This is a genomic window from Thalassotalea fonticola (assembly GCF_032911225.1).
In the GTDB taxonomy this organism is placed as follows: domain Bacteria; phylum Pseudomonadota; class Gammaproteobacteria; order Enterobacterales; family Alteromonadaceae; genus Thalassotalea_A; species Thalassotalea_A fonticola.
Window position 1 is genome coordinate 1972167 of sequence record NZ_CP136600.1, and the last position, 15544, is coordinate 1987710.

Below are 15544 nucleotides of genomic sequence, written 5' to 3' on the forward strand. Positions count from 1 at the left end.
TTATCCTTTTATAGCGTTAGCAATGCGTCACCAACTGCGACAGCATCACCTTCTTTAACGTTAACCATACTCACTGTACCTGAAGCTGTTGCGCGTATTTCAGTTTCCATTTTCATCGCTTCCATTACGATAACAACGTCACCTTCATTTACTGCATCACCTTCTTTGGCCAGTATTTTAAATATATTACCGGCTAATGGTGCATTTAAACTTTCACCACTTGGAGCTGCTGCTGGTGCTGCAGCAATTGGTGCTGCCTGCCCTGCAGGTGAAATATTTTCAATACTTCCGCCTGGTGCGACAACTACATCGTAAACTTTACCGTCAACTTGCACAGCATAGCTTTCCGGCTTGCCATCATTCGCAGCAGCAAGCTTAACATCGTCTTTACTTGGCACAGGTTCAAATGCATCAGGATTGTTACGATTTTCTAAGAACTTCAAGCCAATTTGTGGGAATAATGCGTAAGTTAACACGTCGTCAATGACTTCTTCAGCAAGTTCGATATTCTTCTCTTTTGCTAATTCGGTAAGCTCATCTGATAACTTGTCCATTTCTGGTGTTAATAAATCAGCTGGACGACAAGTAATCGCGTCACCACCATCTAATACTTTCTGTTGTAAAGCATTATCAACCTCAGCAGGTGTTGCACCATATTCGCCTTTTAATACACCAGCAGTTTCTTTAGTAATTGATTTATATCGTTCACCTGTTAAAACATTTAATACTGATTGAGTACCAACAATTTGTGATGTTGGTGTTACTAAAGGAATGTAACCCAGCTCTTTACGAACACGTGGTATTTCTTGCAATACTTCATCAAATTTATCAGAAGCACCTTGCTCTTTTAACTGATTTTCCATGTTAGTTAACATGCCACCAGGAACTTGAGCGAGTAATATTCTTGAATCTACACCTTTAAGGCTTCCTTCAAACTTACCGTATTTCTCTCTAACATCACGGAAATAAGCTGCAACTTCCGCAAGCTTAGTTAAATCCAATCCAGTGTCACGATCACGGCCTTGAACAGTTGAAACTATAGCTTCTGTTGGTGAGTGGCCATAAGTCATACTCATTGATGATATTGACGTATCAATAACGTCAACACCTGCATCTATAGATTTCATATGTGTTGCCATACTCAAACCTGTCGTAGCATGACAATGAAGAGCAAGCGGTAGTTCAACTGTTTCTTTCAATTTAGTGATTAACTCTTCTGCATCATATGGGTTTAATAAACCTGACATATCTTTAATACATAAAGAGTGTGCGCCCATATCTTCAAGTTGTTTGGCCATATCTAACCAACCTTGTAAGCTATGAACAGGGCTTTCAGTATAAGAAAGAGTACCTTGAGCGTGAGCGCCAACCTTAACAGCCGCTTTAATTGCAGTTTCTAGGTTACGAGGATCATTCATCGCATCAAAAATACGGAAAACATCAATACCATTTACATGAGCACGTTCAACAAATTTTTCTACAACATCGTCAGCATAATGGCGGTAACCAAGAATGTTTTGACCACGAAATAGCATTTGCTGCTTAGTCTTTGGCATTGCCGCTTTTAATTTACGGATGCGCTCCCATGGATCTTCACCTAAATAACGGATACAAGAATCAAAGGTGGCACCACCCCATGACTCAATTGACCAATAGCCAATATCATCTAACTTACTTGCGATTGGTAACATGTCTTCTAAACGAAAACGAGTGGCCAATAATGATTGATGACCATCTCTTAGTACAACTTCAGTAATTCCTAATGGACTTGACATACCTTGCTCCTAATTCTTTACATTATTCTTGCGATATTGAGTAACTGCAGTAGTTATTGCAGCAACAACACCGGCTGGGATTTCATTATTTGCAGCCCTACCAGTGCTTATCTTATTGGTAGCTGGAGCAGTTTCAGGAAATTGGCTGGCAAACTTTGCTAATAAACCAATAGCAATAATTAACAAACCAAGAAAAGCAAAGACAAACCCCATGCCGACAAGCATAAGAATCGCTGCTTCAGTAAATGTTTCAGATAAATTTTCCATAACCTAACTCTTCAGTTAAAAGAAATAGAATAATCACTCCAATTTCTTTTAGCAATGATCAATTGTCAATTGCTTGTAAATAATTTTTGTCAATAGTCAAAAAAAGCAAAATGTTGGTATATTTTAGACTTTTTTGAGTATTTATTCTAATTTAGTTATAAAAAATAATTATTTTGGGCAATTGGTCTTACCATGGCCATTTTATAAATTTAAAATTTTAATGTTCATAAACTAACAATTTACCAATTTACTTGCTAGATATTAGACAAATAATAAGTTTTTAATGATCTATACCGACAGGAAGCTCCGCACAAAAGCATTGTGAAATGACGTTCAGGAAGTACTAATGCCGACAGGTTCAGGGATGAACGCATTATGTCGGTGACGGTGAACTTTTTCTAAACATGTTTGAGGATCCACTATGTTTGTTAACTTAAACAACGTCATCCCTAAGGACATTTAGCGAGTTCCAGGACCTCCTTCAGTGTATTGTGGTTTTAAAGTATAAATGTTCAAAGCACGATACTTGGCAGGAGGTTCCACACAAAAGCATTGCGGAATAACGTACAGGAAGTGCTAACGTCGACAGGTTCAGGGATGAACGCATTATGTCGGTGACAGTGTACTTTTTCGAATATACTTGAGTATCCGCAGAGCTAATTAACTTAAACCACGTCATCCCGGAAGAGCTTTAGCGATGTCCGGGACCTCATTGAGCGAGCTGTGGTTCTAAAAACTCATATTTTGAAAGCACGATATGCGTCAGGAGGTTCAGCACAAAAGCATTGCGGAATGACGGTGTACTTTTTCGAAGAATATTTTAAATCTCGCTAACGTAAAAAAGCCCCTAGCGTTAGCTAGGGGCTTTTCGTAATTAGGAGCCTGGCGATGACCTACTCTCACATGGGAACTCCCACACTACCATCGGCGCAACTGCGTTTCACTTCTGAGTTCGGCATGGGATCAGGTGGTTCCACAGTGCTATTGTCGCCAGACAAAAAACGTTTCGCAAAAGAAGCTCTTTTGCTTGCTAGAAGTTTTTTGTCCTGAATTCATTTCAGGACCTACTGACGCTTACCGAGCATCAGTCTTCTAACTAATTTGGAAAAAACAATATTAAACCGTACTTACTCTATTCTTTAATGCGTGATGTGTTTCCACATTTCTTTGTCAGACCATACAGCCTCAAACAAAACTGCTTGGGTGTTGTATGGTTAAGCCTCACGGGCAATTAGTATCAGTTAGCTCAATGCCTCACAGCACTTACACACCTGACCTATCAACGTTGTAGTCTCCAACGACCCTTTAGGGGACTTAAAGTCCCAGTGAGAACTCATCTCAAAGCCTGCTTCCCGCTTAGATGCTTTCAGCGGTTATCAGTTCCGAACATAGCTACCGGGCAATGCCACTGGCGTGACAACCCGAACACCAGAGGTTCGTCCACTCCGGTCCTCTCGTACTAGGAGCAGCCCTCTTCAATTCTCAAACGCCCACGGCAGATAGGGACCGAACTGTCTCACGACGTTCTAAACCCAGCTCGCGTACCACTTTAAATGGCGAACAGCCATACCCTTGGGACCGACTTCAGCCCCAGGATGTGATGAGCCGACATCGAGGTGCCAAACACCGCCGTCGATATGAACTCTTGGGCGGTATCAGCCTGTTATCCCCGGAGTACCTTTTATCCGTTGAGCGATGGCCCTTCCATACAGAACCACCGGATCACTATGACCTACTTTCGTACCTGCTCGACGTGTCTGTCTCGCAGTTAAGCTAGCTTATGCCATTGCACTAACCGTACGATGTCCGACCGTACTTAGCTAACCTTCGTGCTCCTCCGTTACTCTTTGGGAGGAGACCGCCCCAGTCAAACTACCCACCAGACAGTGTCCCCAAGCCCGATAAGGGCCCTAGGTTAGAACATCACGCATACAAGGGTGGTATTTCAAGATTGGCTCCACCACATCTAGCGACGCGGTTTCAATGCCTCCCACCTATCCTACACATGTAGGAGCAATGTTCACTGTCAAGCTATAGTAAAGGTTCACGGGGTCTTTCCGTCTAGCCGCGGGTATACGGCATCTTAACCGCAAATTCAATTTCACTGAGTCTCGGGTGGAGACAGTGTGGCCATGATTACGCCATTCGTGCAGGTCGGAACTTACCCGACAAGGAATTTCGCTACCTTAGGACCGTTATAGTTACGGCCGCCGTTTACCGGGGCTTCGATCATGAGCTTCGCAGAGCTAACCCAATCAATTAACCTTCCGGCACCGGGCAGGCGTCACACCGTATACGTCATCTTTCGATTTTGCACAGTGCTGTGTTTTTAATAAACAGTTCCAGCCACCTGGTTACTTCGACTCTCCTGTGCTTACTCCGCAAGGGATTCACACTAGAGAGCGTACCTTCTCCCGAAGTTACGGTACTATTTTGCCTAGTTCCTTCACCCGAGTTCTCTCAAGCGCCTTAGTATTCTCTACCTAACCACCTGTGTCGGTTTGGGGTACGGTTCCTATATATCTGAAGCTTAGAAGCTTTTCCTGGAAGTATGGCATCAACAACTTCAACTCCGTAGAGTCTCGTCTCGTATCTCAGTCTCAGTGAATCCGGATTTACCTAAACTCACAACCTACATACTTTCACATGGACAACCAGCGCCATGCTTGCTTAGCCTTCTCCGTCCCTCCTTCGCAATATATAGAAGTACAGAAATATTAATCTGTTTCCCATCGACTACGCGTTTCCGCCTCGCCTTAGGGGCCGACTTACCCTGCCCTGATTAACATGGGACAGGAAACCTTGGTCTTTCGGCGGGGGAGTTTTTCACTCCCCTTATCGTTACTCATGTCAGCATTCGCACTTCTGATACCTCCAGCAAACCTTACGATTCACCTTCAACGGCTTACAGAACGCTCCCCTACCACTTAATCCTAAGATTAAATCCGCAGCTTCGGTGCATAGTTTAGCCCCGTTACATCTTCCGCGCAGACCGACTCGACTAGTGAGCTATTACGCTTTCTTTAAAGGATGGCTGCTTCTAAGCCAACCTCCTAGCTGTCTATGCCTTTCCACATCGTTTCCCACTTAACTATGACTTTGGGACCTTAGCTGGCGGTCTGGGTTGTTTCCCTTTCCACAACGGACGTTAGCACCCGTAGTGTGTCTCCCGCATATCACTCATTGGTATTCGGAGTTTGCAAAGGGTTGGTAAGTCGGGATGACCCCCTAGCCTTAACAGTGCTCTACCCCCAATGGTGTTCGTGCGAGGCTCTACCTAAATAGATTTCGGGGAGAACCAGCTATCTCCCGGCTTGATTAGCCTTTCACTCCGACCCACAAGTCATCACCGCATTTTTCAACATACGTGTGTTCGGTCCTCCAGTTGATGTTACTCAACCTTCAACCTGCCCATGGGTAGATCGCCGGGTTTCGGGTCTATGCCCTGCAACTAAACGCGCAGTTAACACTCGCTTTCGCTACGGCTCCCCTATTCGGTTAACCTTGCTACAGAACATAAGTCGCTGACCCATTATACAAAAGGTACGCAGGCACCGGACTAAATCCGGCTTCCACTGCTTGTACGTATGCGGTTTCAGGTTCTATTTCACTCCCCTCACAGGGGTTCTTTTCGCCTTTCCCTCACGGTACTGGTTCACTATCGGTCAGTTAGGAGTATTTAGCCTTGGAGGATGGTCCCCCCATATTCAGTCAAGATTTCTCGTGTCCCGACCTACTCGATTTCACTATTAGGTTGTTTTTGTGTACGGGGCTATCACCCTGTATCGCTGTCCTTTCCAGAACATTCCACTAACGCCCAAATAGCTTAAGGGCTGATTCGCGTTCGCTCGCCGCTACTAACGAAATCTCGGTTGATTTCTTTTCCTCGGGGTACTTAGATGTTTCAGTTCTCCCGGTTCGCCTCATAATGCTATGTATTCACATTACGATACCCGCCTGATGACGGGTGGGTTTCCCCATTCGGACATCTGTGCCTATAACGCCTTTTATCGGCTTAACACAGCTTTTCGCAGATTAACACGTCCTTCATCGCCTCTAACTGCCAAGGCATCCACCACATACGCTTAGTCACTTAACCATACAACCCCAAAAAGTTTCCTTTAAGACTGTTCGGTGACTAAACCGAACTAAGTTGCAAGTCTGACATTTTCACGCATTCATAAGAATGTTGACATCCCAATTTAACTTAGGTGTCAAACTCACAAACAACTGTGAGCCTTGAGTAAGAACAACTAACAACACGATAAGAGTTGCTAGTTATAATGTTGAGTTGTTGTATAAAACAACTCAGTGACAACTAACAAGTTAGTTGTCGTGATAATTTGCACTCTTAATAAAAAGAGCAAGTTATGATTGGAGGTCATAACCACAAATTATCGGGTTTAATATCAGCTTTCCAAATTGTTAAAGAAATAATCAATGCACGCACTCGGCATTAATTTGAGTTAAAAACTCAAAACTAAATATCTACTTCCTGAACTTGTTTCAGGTTCTATTTAATTTTGAATTCTCAGTGGGCTAATGGAGATCCTGAAATAAATTCAGGAGACATTCTGCCTCACTCATTCTTCAATCGTTATCATGCCATTTGTGTGAACACTCGCAGAGCTTGCGCTCTCATTAAGTTGTCTACTTAAGGTAAGGAGGTGATCCAACCCCAGGTTCCCCTAGGGTTACCTTGTTACGACTTCACCCCAGTCATAAATCACAAAGTGGTAACCGTTCTCCCGAAGGTTAAACTAGCTACTTCTTTTGCAACCTACTCCCATGGTGTGACGGGCGGTGTGTACAAGGCCCGGGAACGTATTCACCGTGGCATTCTGATCCACGATTACTAGCGATTCCGACTTCACGGAGTCGAGTTGCAGACTCCGATCCGGACTACGACAGACTTTCTGGGATTCGCTCCACCTCGCGGTCTCGCTGCCCTCTGTATCTGCCATTGTAGCACGTGTGTAGCCCATCCCGTAAGGGCCATGATGACTTGACGTCGTCCCCACCTTCCTCCGGTTTATCACCGGCAGTCTCCTTAGAGTTCCCGACACTACTCGCTGGCAAATAAGGATAGGGGTTGCGCTCGTTGCGGGACTTAACCCAACATTTCACAACACGAGCTGACGACAGCCATGCAGCACCTGTCTCAGAGTTCCCGAAGGCACTAATCTATCTCTAGAAAATTCTCTGGATGTCAAGGGATGGTAAGGTTCTTCGCGTTGCATCGAATTAAACCACATGCTCCACCGCTTGTGCGGGCCCCCGTCAATTCATTTGAGTTTTAACCTTGCGGCCGTACTCCCCAGGCGGTCAACTTATCGCGTTAGCTGCGCTACCCACAGATCAAGTCTACAGACAGCTAGTTGACATCGTTTACGGCGTGGACTACCAGGGTATCTAATCCTGTTTGCTCCCCACGCTTTCGTGCCTCAGCGTCAGTATTTGTCCAGGTGGCCGCCTTCGCCACTGATGTTCCTTCCAATCTCTACGCATTTCACCGCTACACTGGAAATTCCACCACCCTCTACAATACTCTAGCTTGCCAGTTCAAAATGCAGTTCCAAGGTTGAGCCCTGGGCTTTCACATCTTGCTTAACAAACCGCCTACGCACGCTTTACGCCCAGTAATTCCGATTAACGCTCGCACCCTCCGTATTACCGCGGCTGCTGGCACGGAGTTAGCCGGTGCTTCTTCTGTTGCTAACGTCACAGCTAGCAGTTATTAACTACTAACCTTTCCTCACAACTGAAAGTGCTTTACAACCCGAAGGCCTTCTTCACACACGCGGCATGGCTGCATCAGGGTTTCCCCCATTGTGCAATATTCCCCACTGCTGCCTCCCGTAGGAGTCTGGGCCGTGTCTCAGTCCCAGTGTGGCTGATCATCCTCTCAAACCAGCTAGAGATCGTCGCCTTGGTAAGCCTTTACCTTACCAACTAGCTAATCTCACTTGGGCTAATCTATGAGCGAGAGGTCCGAAGATCCCCCCCTTTGGTCCGTAGACATTATGCGGTATTAGCAGTCGTTTCCAACTGTTGTCCCCCACTCAAAGGCATATTCCCAAGCATTACTCACCCGTCCGCCGCTCGACGCCGAAGTAGCAAGCTACTTCTCGTTTCCGCTCGACTTGCATGTGTTAAGCCTGCCGCCAGCGTTCAATCTGAGCCATGATCAAACTCTTCAATTAAAAAGTTGTTACATATCGACACGAAACAAGTTCGCATCTACTCAATGAATTCTGAATATCTTGTTCTCACTTTTAAAAAAGTAAGTTCAAAACTGTTTCGTATCAATCGAAGCGAATGATACTAAAACGTACTAATTAATCTTCATCGCTAAATAAAGAAAAATTAATTTGTTTGTGTGTTCATCATCATTAAGTGATTTCGACAATTACTCCTAAGAGTAAGTATCTATGTTGTAAATCAATCTTAATGTGAGTGCCCACACAAATTGCATGATAACTAATTGTTAAAGAACCGTTCTATTCGAACGAAGAGCTAATCGCATTCGTTAGTCTCTTTTGCTTCAAACCGGCTAGTAGCCTTGCCTGAAGTGGATGCGCATTGTACGCCATCCAGTGTTGATGTCAACAGTTAATTTCAATAATTTCGAATTTAATTGTTGTCGTTTGCAACTCAGTAAAACTTACCTTCATCATTACAAACTATCTACACAACTTACCGTTGGTTGCTCTGCAGTAACGTTACCGTAACTTGGTGAGATTCCCTGTGGAAGTGGATGCGCATTTTAGGGATTTTTGCGCCGCCGTCAATACCTTTTTGCAAATAAATTAAAATAAATGTTTATTCGTATATTTTATAGTCAAAAGCTTAACAAATGGCTAAAATTTACTGTGTATATCAATAGAAGCTTACAACTAAGCTTTTAATTTAAAGTTTGCTACATATTAGTGCAGTTTTTACCTTATACTATTGTTTATTAGCGGGGGGGCTTAAAGTTGTACATTTATCAAACAACTGTTATAAGTTAATTTCATCCACCGTTCAATATTATAGATGATTTACTCAAAGGAAGGGTATGAATAGGAAATTCTCAATATTAGTAGCATTGGTTGGCATCTTCACCGCTTATACTACTCTATTAGCTCAAGCAAAAGAAGTTACCGTTTACCGCTGGGTGGACGAGAATAATGTTGTCCATTATGGTCAACACGAACCTCTTGAAGATGACTTTGCTGAAATTACTATTGAAACTACCTATTCCCCCGTACAAGCTCCTCTAAAAGAATCGGTTTCTGCTGAAGCCAAAGAAAAGCAGTTAAGTAACCAAGTTGCCCAAGCCTCTAATATAAAATGCAAAAACGCAGAAGCTAATCTTCGAACATTAAATGATTTTGCTAAAGTAGAAGTAACCGAAAAAAGCGGTAAATCACGTTTACTGACTGACAAGGAAAGAATTCAACGTATCCGCCAAAGTGAAAAGGAAGTTGAAGCTTACTGTAAATAGATAACTTCAACTCCAACTCTTTACAGAAGAACTGAAAAGTAACTCTCTACCCTATCAATTTATTATCAGTTTACCATCCGAACCTACCTCAATTGCGATAACATCTTCAGGTGAATACTTGCCTGATAATAATTCCTGAGCCAACGGGTTTTCAATATATTGTTGAATTGCCCTTTTAAGTGGTCTTGCTCCATAAACGGGATCAAAGCCGACTTGCGCAACTTTAGCTAATGCATCATCACTTACCTCTAGTGACAATTGTTTTTCCACTAAGCGCTGTGCTAATTGTTTGATTTGAATATTAGCAATTTGCTTAATCTGCTCTGCATTCAATGGATGGAATACTACTGATTCATCGATACGATTTATAAATTCTGGTTTAAAATGCTGACCAACAACGCCCATTACAGTATTGCGTAAGTCATCATAGGTGCTTTCAGTTGCTAATTCCTGGATAAGATCTGAGCCCATATTTGAAGTCATGATAATGACGGTATTTCGAAAATCAACGGTACGGCCTTGCCCATCAGTTAAACGACCATCATCTAAAACTTGTAATAAAATATTAAATACATCTGGGTGAGCCTTTTCAATTTCATCTAATAAAATCACTGAATAAGGCTTACGGCGAACAGCCTCTGTTATATAGCCCCCTTCTTCGTAACCAACGTAACCAGGCGGAGCACCAATTAAGCGAGCGACTGAATGCTTTTCCATAAACTCTGACATGTCTACTCGGATCAACGCGTCTTCAGAATCAAATAAGAAATTAGCTAATGCTTTGGTAAGCTCAGTTTTACCTACCCCCGTTGGACCTAAAAACATAAATGATCCTATTGGCTGATTAGGATCAGAAAGTCCAGCCCGAGACCGGCGAATTGCATTCGATACCGCGGTTAGTGCCTCACTTTGACCTATCACCTTCTTCTGTAGTTGCGACTCCATTTGCAATAACTTATCACGCTCGCCTTCAAGCATTTTAGCAACGGGTATTCCTGTTGCTTTAGATAACACTTCTGCTATCTCAATATCTGTGACTCTGTTTTTTAATAAAGTCAGCTCTATTTCATCGGCATTCACGGAATTTTCTAATTGCTTTTCTAATTCAGGTATACGGCCGTATTGCAATTCAGACATGCGATTTAAATCAGCACTGCGCTGCGCAACTTCCAGATCTAAACGAGCCTGCTCTAGATCAGCTTTAATGGTTTGAGTTCCATAAACAGACGCTTTTTCATTTTTCCAAATTTGTTCCAGTTGATCAAAACGCTGTTGATTATCACTAATTTCTTCTTCCATTAGCTGTAAGCGTTTAATTGAAGCAGCATCACTTTCTTTTTCTATAGCTTTTTGCTCAAGCTTTAATTGAATTAAACGGCGCTCAATACGATCTAAATCTTCCGGCTTAGAATCCATCTGCATTCGTATACTTGAAGCCGCTTCATCGATTAAATCAATTGCTTTGTCTGGCAATTGACGATCGCTGATATAACGATGAGATAAAGTTGCTGCAGAAACTATGGCAGGATCAGTAATGTCGACACTATGATGCAATTCGTATCGCTCTTTTAAGCCTCGTAAAATGGCAATAGTGTCTTCAACGCTAGGCTCTTCAACTAATACTTTTTGAAAGCGACGCTCAAGGGCTGCATCTTTTTCGATATATTGGCGATATTCATCGAGAGTTGTTGCGCCGACGCAATGCAAATCTCCTCGAGCGAGAGCAGGTTTTAGCATATTACTAGCATCCATTGCGCCATCACTTTTACCCGCGCCGACCATAGTGTGCAATTCATCGATAAATAAAATCACCTGCCCTTCTTCTTTGGCAAGTTCACTTAACACGGCTTTTAAACGCTCTTCAAATTCTCCCCTATATTTAGCACCAGCAATTAAAGCCCCCATATCTAGAGACAGTACTTGTTTGTTTTTCAAGCCTTCAGAGACTTCACCATTAACAATACGCTGAGCTAAACCTTCAACAATAGCCGTTTTACCAACGCCTGGCTGACCAATTAATACCGGATTATTTTTAGTTCTACGTTGTAGCACTTGCACGGTACGACGAATTTCTTCATCGCGGCCAATCACCGGGTCTAATTTACCTTGCTCTGCGCGCTCGGTTAAGTTGATAGTGTACTTATCAAGTGCTTGGCGTGTATCTTCAGCATTAGGCTCATCGACAGTTTGGCCGCCACGGGCCTTTTCAATTGCGGTTTGAATTTGTTTTTCTTTTAACGATAATTGTTTTAACAACTCCCCTAATCGACCTTTATCTTGCAAGGCTGCTAAAAGAAATATTTCAGAAGAAATAAATTTGTCATTCTGTTTTTGCGATAGTTTATCGCAAAGATTTAATAATGTGGCAAGTTGATTAGAAACCTGAATTTCACCACCCACACCTTCTACCGGCGATATTTTTTCTAAAATTTGGGTCAGTTTATTACGAAAATTACTGACATCAACAGCACAGTTTTTTAAGATCGGTAACACTGAACCACCTGACTGGTTCAGTAGCGCTAACATTAAATGAGCCGGCTCTATAAATTGATGGTCTTTTCCCAACGCTAACGATTGAGCATCAGCAAGAGCTTGTTGAAATTTTTGAGTGAGTTTGTCTAAACGCATGAAAATACTCCTACTTTTAACCATACAAACTATATGGTTTTTAGTTTCTTCTACTTATTAAATAAGTACAAAGTTTGGAGTTTTCAATGGCAATGATGAAGTTTTTTAAAACGTATGGCTAGAATTTTGGGTAAAATTTATGCGGACAAGCAAATCACAGACGCCATACGCCCGGTTTGCCCATCTCTTCGATAAGAAAAATATTTATCCTGATCACTATAAGTACATTCAGCTAAACTGCTAATATTATTTATTCCTAGTAACTGTAATTGTAGAGTTGCGAGTAAGTGCAAATTAGCAAGAAACTTGCCATCAGAATGTTCAACAAAGGCTTGAGAAAATGAAGGAGCTAAGTTTTCAAATGTTTGTTTTACTTCAATGCCCACTTCAAAAGCTTGTTCACCAATGCAAGGCCCTAACCACGCTGTTATGTTTTCAGGGCTGTCTTTAAAAAGATTAACCGTATTGGCAACAATGTTAGCTGCTAATGGTCGCCAACCGCCGTGAATTGCAGCAATTTCACTACCGCTGTAGTTTACTAAAAAAATTGGCAAGCAGTCTGCGGTTAATACTGCCAAAGCAATATTTTCTTTATCTGTATAAGAAGCATCTGCGGTTAAAGGCGTTGCTGAAATTGCTTTTACATTGACAACTTCATTGCCATGAACTTGATTTAACCATTGAATTTTACAGTTTTGCGGTAACTGTTGAGCTAACTTTTGTCGATTTAAACTAACCTTCTGCTCGGCATCATTAACATGGTCGCCAAGATTAAAGCTATTAAAGGGAGCTATGCTATAGCCACTTTTACGAGTAGTAGTAACTGCCAACACACGTTGTTGTGTTGGCAAGTTTATATTTAGCACGCCACTATTTAATATTGAGTTAGAAGCGGAATTAGACACACTAGACAATAGTTAGAATTCTTCGACAGGGTTTAAGCGAAGATCTTCTTTTAACGCGGCATTCATGATCACCATATCTTCAGGTATTTCTGCATGCCATGTCATTAACTCGCCATTGATTGGATGATACAAAGACAGCATAGTTGCATGTAGAGCTTGGCGTTTAAAGCCGCGCAGTTCATCTAAAAATTCACCACTCGCGGCTTTTGGAGGTCTTGGACGTCCACCATAAACAGGATCGCCAACTAACGGATGTCCGATAAATGACATATGAACACGAATTTGATGGGTACGACCGGTTTCTAAGCGTAAACGCAAACGAGTATGAAGACGATATTTTTCCATAACGCGATAATGAGTTACAGAAGGACGACCCGAAATAGTCACTGCCATAGCAGTGCGTTTAGTCGAGTGACGGCCAATTGGCTCATCCACGATGCCACCAGCAGTCATAATGCCGTTGGCAATGGCCTCATATTCACGAGTAATTTCTCGAGCCTGTAGCGCTTCTACTAAGTTGGTCTGAGCTGCAATTGTTTTAGCAACAACCATCAAGCCTGTTGTATCTTTATCTAAACGATGAACTATACCGGCACGTGGAAGCAACTCTTGTCCTGGACAATGATGCAACAATGCATTTAATACAGTTCCATCATGATTACCAGCACCAGGATGTACTACTAGGCCTGCGGGTTTGTTTATTACCAGAATATCTTCATCTTCATAAACAATATTGAGCTCAATAGCTTGTGCTTCGTGATGAACTTCAGTTTCAAGTTCAGCATTTAAAGTAATTGTTTCACCACCGGCCATTTTTACACGCGCTTTTGTGATTACTTCGCCATTTACAGCAACACTTCCGTCTAATATCCAGTCTTTTAAACGAGATCTTGAATAATCGGGGAACATTTGCGCAATTGTTTGGTCTAGACGTTTACCTAAGCATGAATCTGGTACTACGTCTTGGTGTTGAATATTTTCAGCCATTAAAGTCTCTATTAATTAGCACTGAGTTAATTAGCACTGTGCAAGGCACGAAAGCTAGGTTAGAATGTTTACACATTATTTCTTATACTTTACTAAGTACATTAGTAAAGTATTTTACCTGCTTTAAGCAGGGCTTTCATAATTATTTTTAAAGGGTCGCAATAGACAACCTATATATGAACAAGTTTACATTAAAAATCGCTACATTATCTTTATTTTTAAGTTTAGCTGGGTGTTCATCATCGCCTGAAGATATTGAAAAAGTACCAGATAAATCTGCACAAGCTTTATACCTAGATGCTAAAGATGCACTTGATAACGGTTTATACCAGAAAGCAATTCCAATTTTATCAGCTATTGACTCACGTTACCCATTTGGTGCAATTTCTCATCAGGTACAGTTAGATTTAATCTATGCATATTACAAAGCTGGAGACGTTGCTCAAGGAACAGCATTAGTAGAGCGCTTCTTACGCTTAAACCCTGGCCACAAAAATGTCGATTACGTTTATTACATGCGCGCCTTAATGAACCTTTCTTTAGAAGAAAATTTATTCCAAGAAATGGCCGGTATTGATCGCAGTGATAGAGACCCGAAGCATGCACGTGCAGCGTTTGATGATTTTAGAACAATATTGACAGTTTATCCTGACAGTAAATACGGCTCTGATGCGCGCAAGCGTATGATATCGATAAAAAGTCGTTTAGCCGATTATGAACTAGCGGCCGCACGATTTTTCATGAAGCGTAAAGCGTATGCAGCAGCAGCAAACCGTGGCCGCTACATTGTTGAATATTTTGGTCCAGGTGAGCAAGTTGAAGATGCACTTGTGCTCATGATTGAATGTTATGAAATTTTGGGGTTAGACGATTTAAAACGTAATGCTAGGCAAGTATTGGCGTTGAATTACCCTAACAACCCTGCGGTAAGTGGAAATTAAGGACTTAGGACTATTAATTTTTAGTTTATTTATTTCTAAATTAAGCGGCGTTCATTTGAACGCCGTTTTTTAATGTGAAGTAGATTTGTTATATCGCTTGTTGATCTTCTTCGCCAGTACGAATACGAATAACTCGCTCTACGTTAGTAACGAAAATTTTACCATCACCAATTTTTCCTGTTTGTGCAGTTTCTATAATTGTATTTACACAGCGTTCAACATCATCGTCGGCAACAACTATTTCAAGTTTTACTTTTGGTAAAAAATCAACCATATATTCTGCACCACGATAAAGTTCAGTATGACCTTTTTGACGGCCAAAACCTTTCACTTCAGAAACTGTCATGCCAGTAATATTTTCTTCTGCTAAAGCTTCTCGTACATCATCCATTTTAAATGGTTTGATAATGGCTTCGATTTTTTTCATTATTCTACAGTTCCTATATAAACAAAATTTTATCAATGATTCCATTCTAACCAATATTTATACAATATAAATAGCTTTTACAGCAAATAAAGTTAGAAAATGCCTGATATAGTTATTTTTTTTAAATT

8 protein-coding genes and 3 rRNA genes are annotated in these 15544 nt (G+C 41.8%); 2 read left to right on the forward strand and 9 right to left on the reverse strand.

Annotated elements, in window-relative coordinates; translation table 11 throughout:
• Window positions 1-8: 8 nt before the first annotated feature.
• From oadA to RI844_RS08015, 5 genes are all read right to left on the reverse strand, one after another.
• Window positions 9-1775, reverse strand: coding sequence for a sodium-extruding oxaloacetate decarboxylase subunit alpha (oadA, locus tag RI844_RS07995; RefSeq protein ID WP_348397922.1), 1767 nt, complete (start codon window positions 1773-1775; stop codon window positions 9-11).
• Between the two features lie 9 nt (window positions 1776-1784).
• Window positions 1785-2042, reverse strand: coding sequence for an OadG family protein (locus RI844_RS08000; protein WP_348397923.1), 258 nt, complete (start codon window positions 2040-2042; stop codon window positions 1785-1787).
• Between the two features lie 880 nt (window positions 2043-2922).
• Window positions 2923-3037: ribosomal RNA gene (gene rrf / locus RI844_RS08005) — 5S ribosomal RNA — on the reverse strand.
• Window positions 3038-3252: 215 nt separating this feature from the next.
• Window positions 3253-6141 (reverse strand): 23S ribosomal RNA (locus RI844_RS08010).
• Window positions 6142-6702: 561 nt separating this feature from the next.
• A 16S ribosomal RNA gene (locus tag RI844_RS08015) occupies window positions 6703-8245 on the reverse strand.
• Together the 16S, 23S and 5S rRNA genes form the textbook arrangement of a ribosomal RNA operon.
• An 854-nt stretch (window positions 8246-9099) precedes the next feature.
• Between RI844_RS08015 and RI844_RS08020 the strand changes: the two genes are divergently transcribed.
• Window positions 9100-9528 (forward strand): DUF4124 domain-containing protein, encoded by a 429-nt coding sequence (locus RI844_RS08020; RefSeq protein ID WP_348397924.1) that lies wholly within the window; start codon window positions 9100-9102, stop codon window positions 9526-9528.
• A gap of 54 nt (window positions 9529-9582) precedes the next feature.
• Here RI844_RS08020 and clpB read toward each other — a convergent pair whose 3' ends face one another.
• From clpB to rluD, 3 genes are all read right to left on the reverse strand, one after another.
• Window positions 9583-12156, reverse strand: coding sequence for an ATP-dependent chaperone ClpB (gene clpB, locus RI844_RS08025; RefSeq protein WP_348397925.1), 2574 nt, complete (start codon window positions 12154-12156; stop codon window positions 9583-9585).
• Window positions 12157-12293: 137 nt separating this feature from the next.
• Window positions 12294-13061, reverse strand: coding sequence for a peptidoglycan editing factor PgeF (gene pgeF, locus RI844_RS08030; RefSeq protein ID WP_348398330.1), 768 nt, complete (start codon window positions 13059-13061; stop codon window positions 12294-12296).
• Between the two features lie 12 nt (window positions 13062-13073).
• Window positions 13074-14048: a 23S rRNA pseudouridine(1911/1915/1917) synthase RluD gene (rluD, locus tag RI844_RS08035; protein ID WP_348397926.1), complete on the reverse strand. Its 975-nt coding sequence runs from the start codon at window positions 14046-14048 to the stop codon at window positions 13074-13076.
• 176 nt (window positions 14049-14224) lie between these two features.
• Here rluD and RI844_RS08040 point away from each other — a divergent pair, with 176 nt between their 5' ends.
• Complete coding sequence (locus RI844_RS08040; RefSeq protein ID WP_348397927.1) at window positions 14225-14989, forward strand: outer membrane protein assembly factor BamD; 765 nt, start codon at window positions 14225-14227, stop codon at window positions 14987-14989.
• An 88-nt stretch (window positions 14990-15077) separates the two neighbouring features.
• Here the strand turns inward: RI844_RS08040 and glnB are convergent, their stop codons facing one another.
• A complete protein-coding gene (gene glnB, locus RI844_RS08045) occupies window positions 15078-15416 on the reverse strand; it encodes a nitrogen regulatory protein P-II (protein WP_348397928.1) in 339 nt (112 codons plus the stop codon).
• Window positions 15417-15544: the final 128 nt, after the last annotated feature.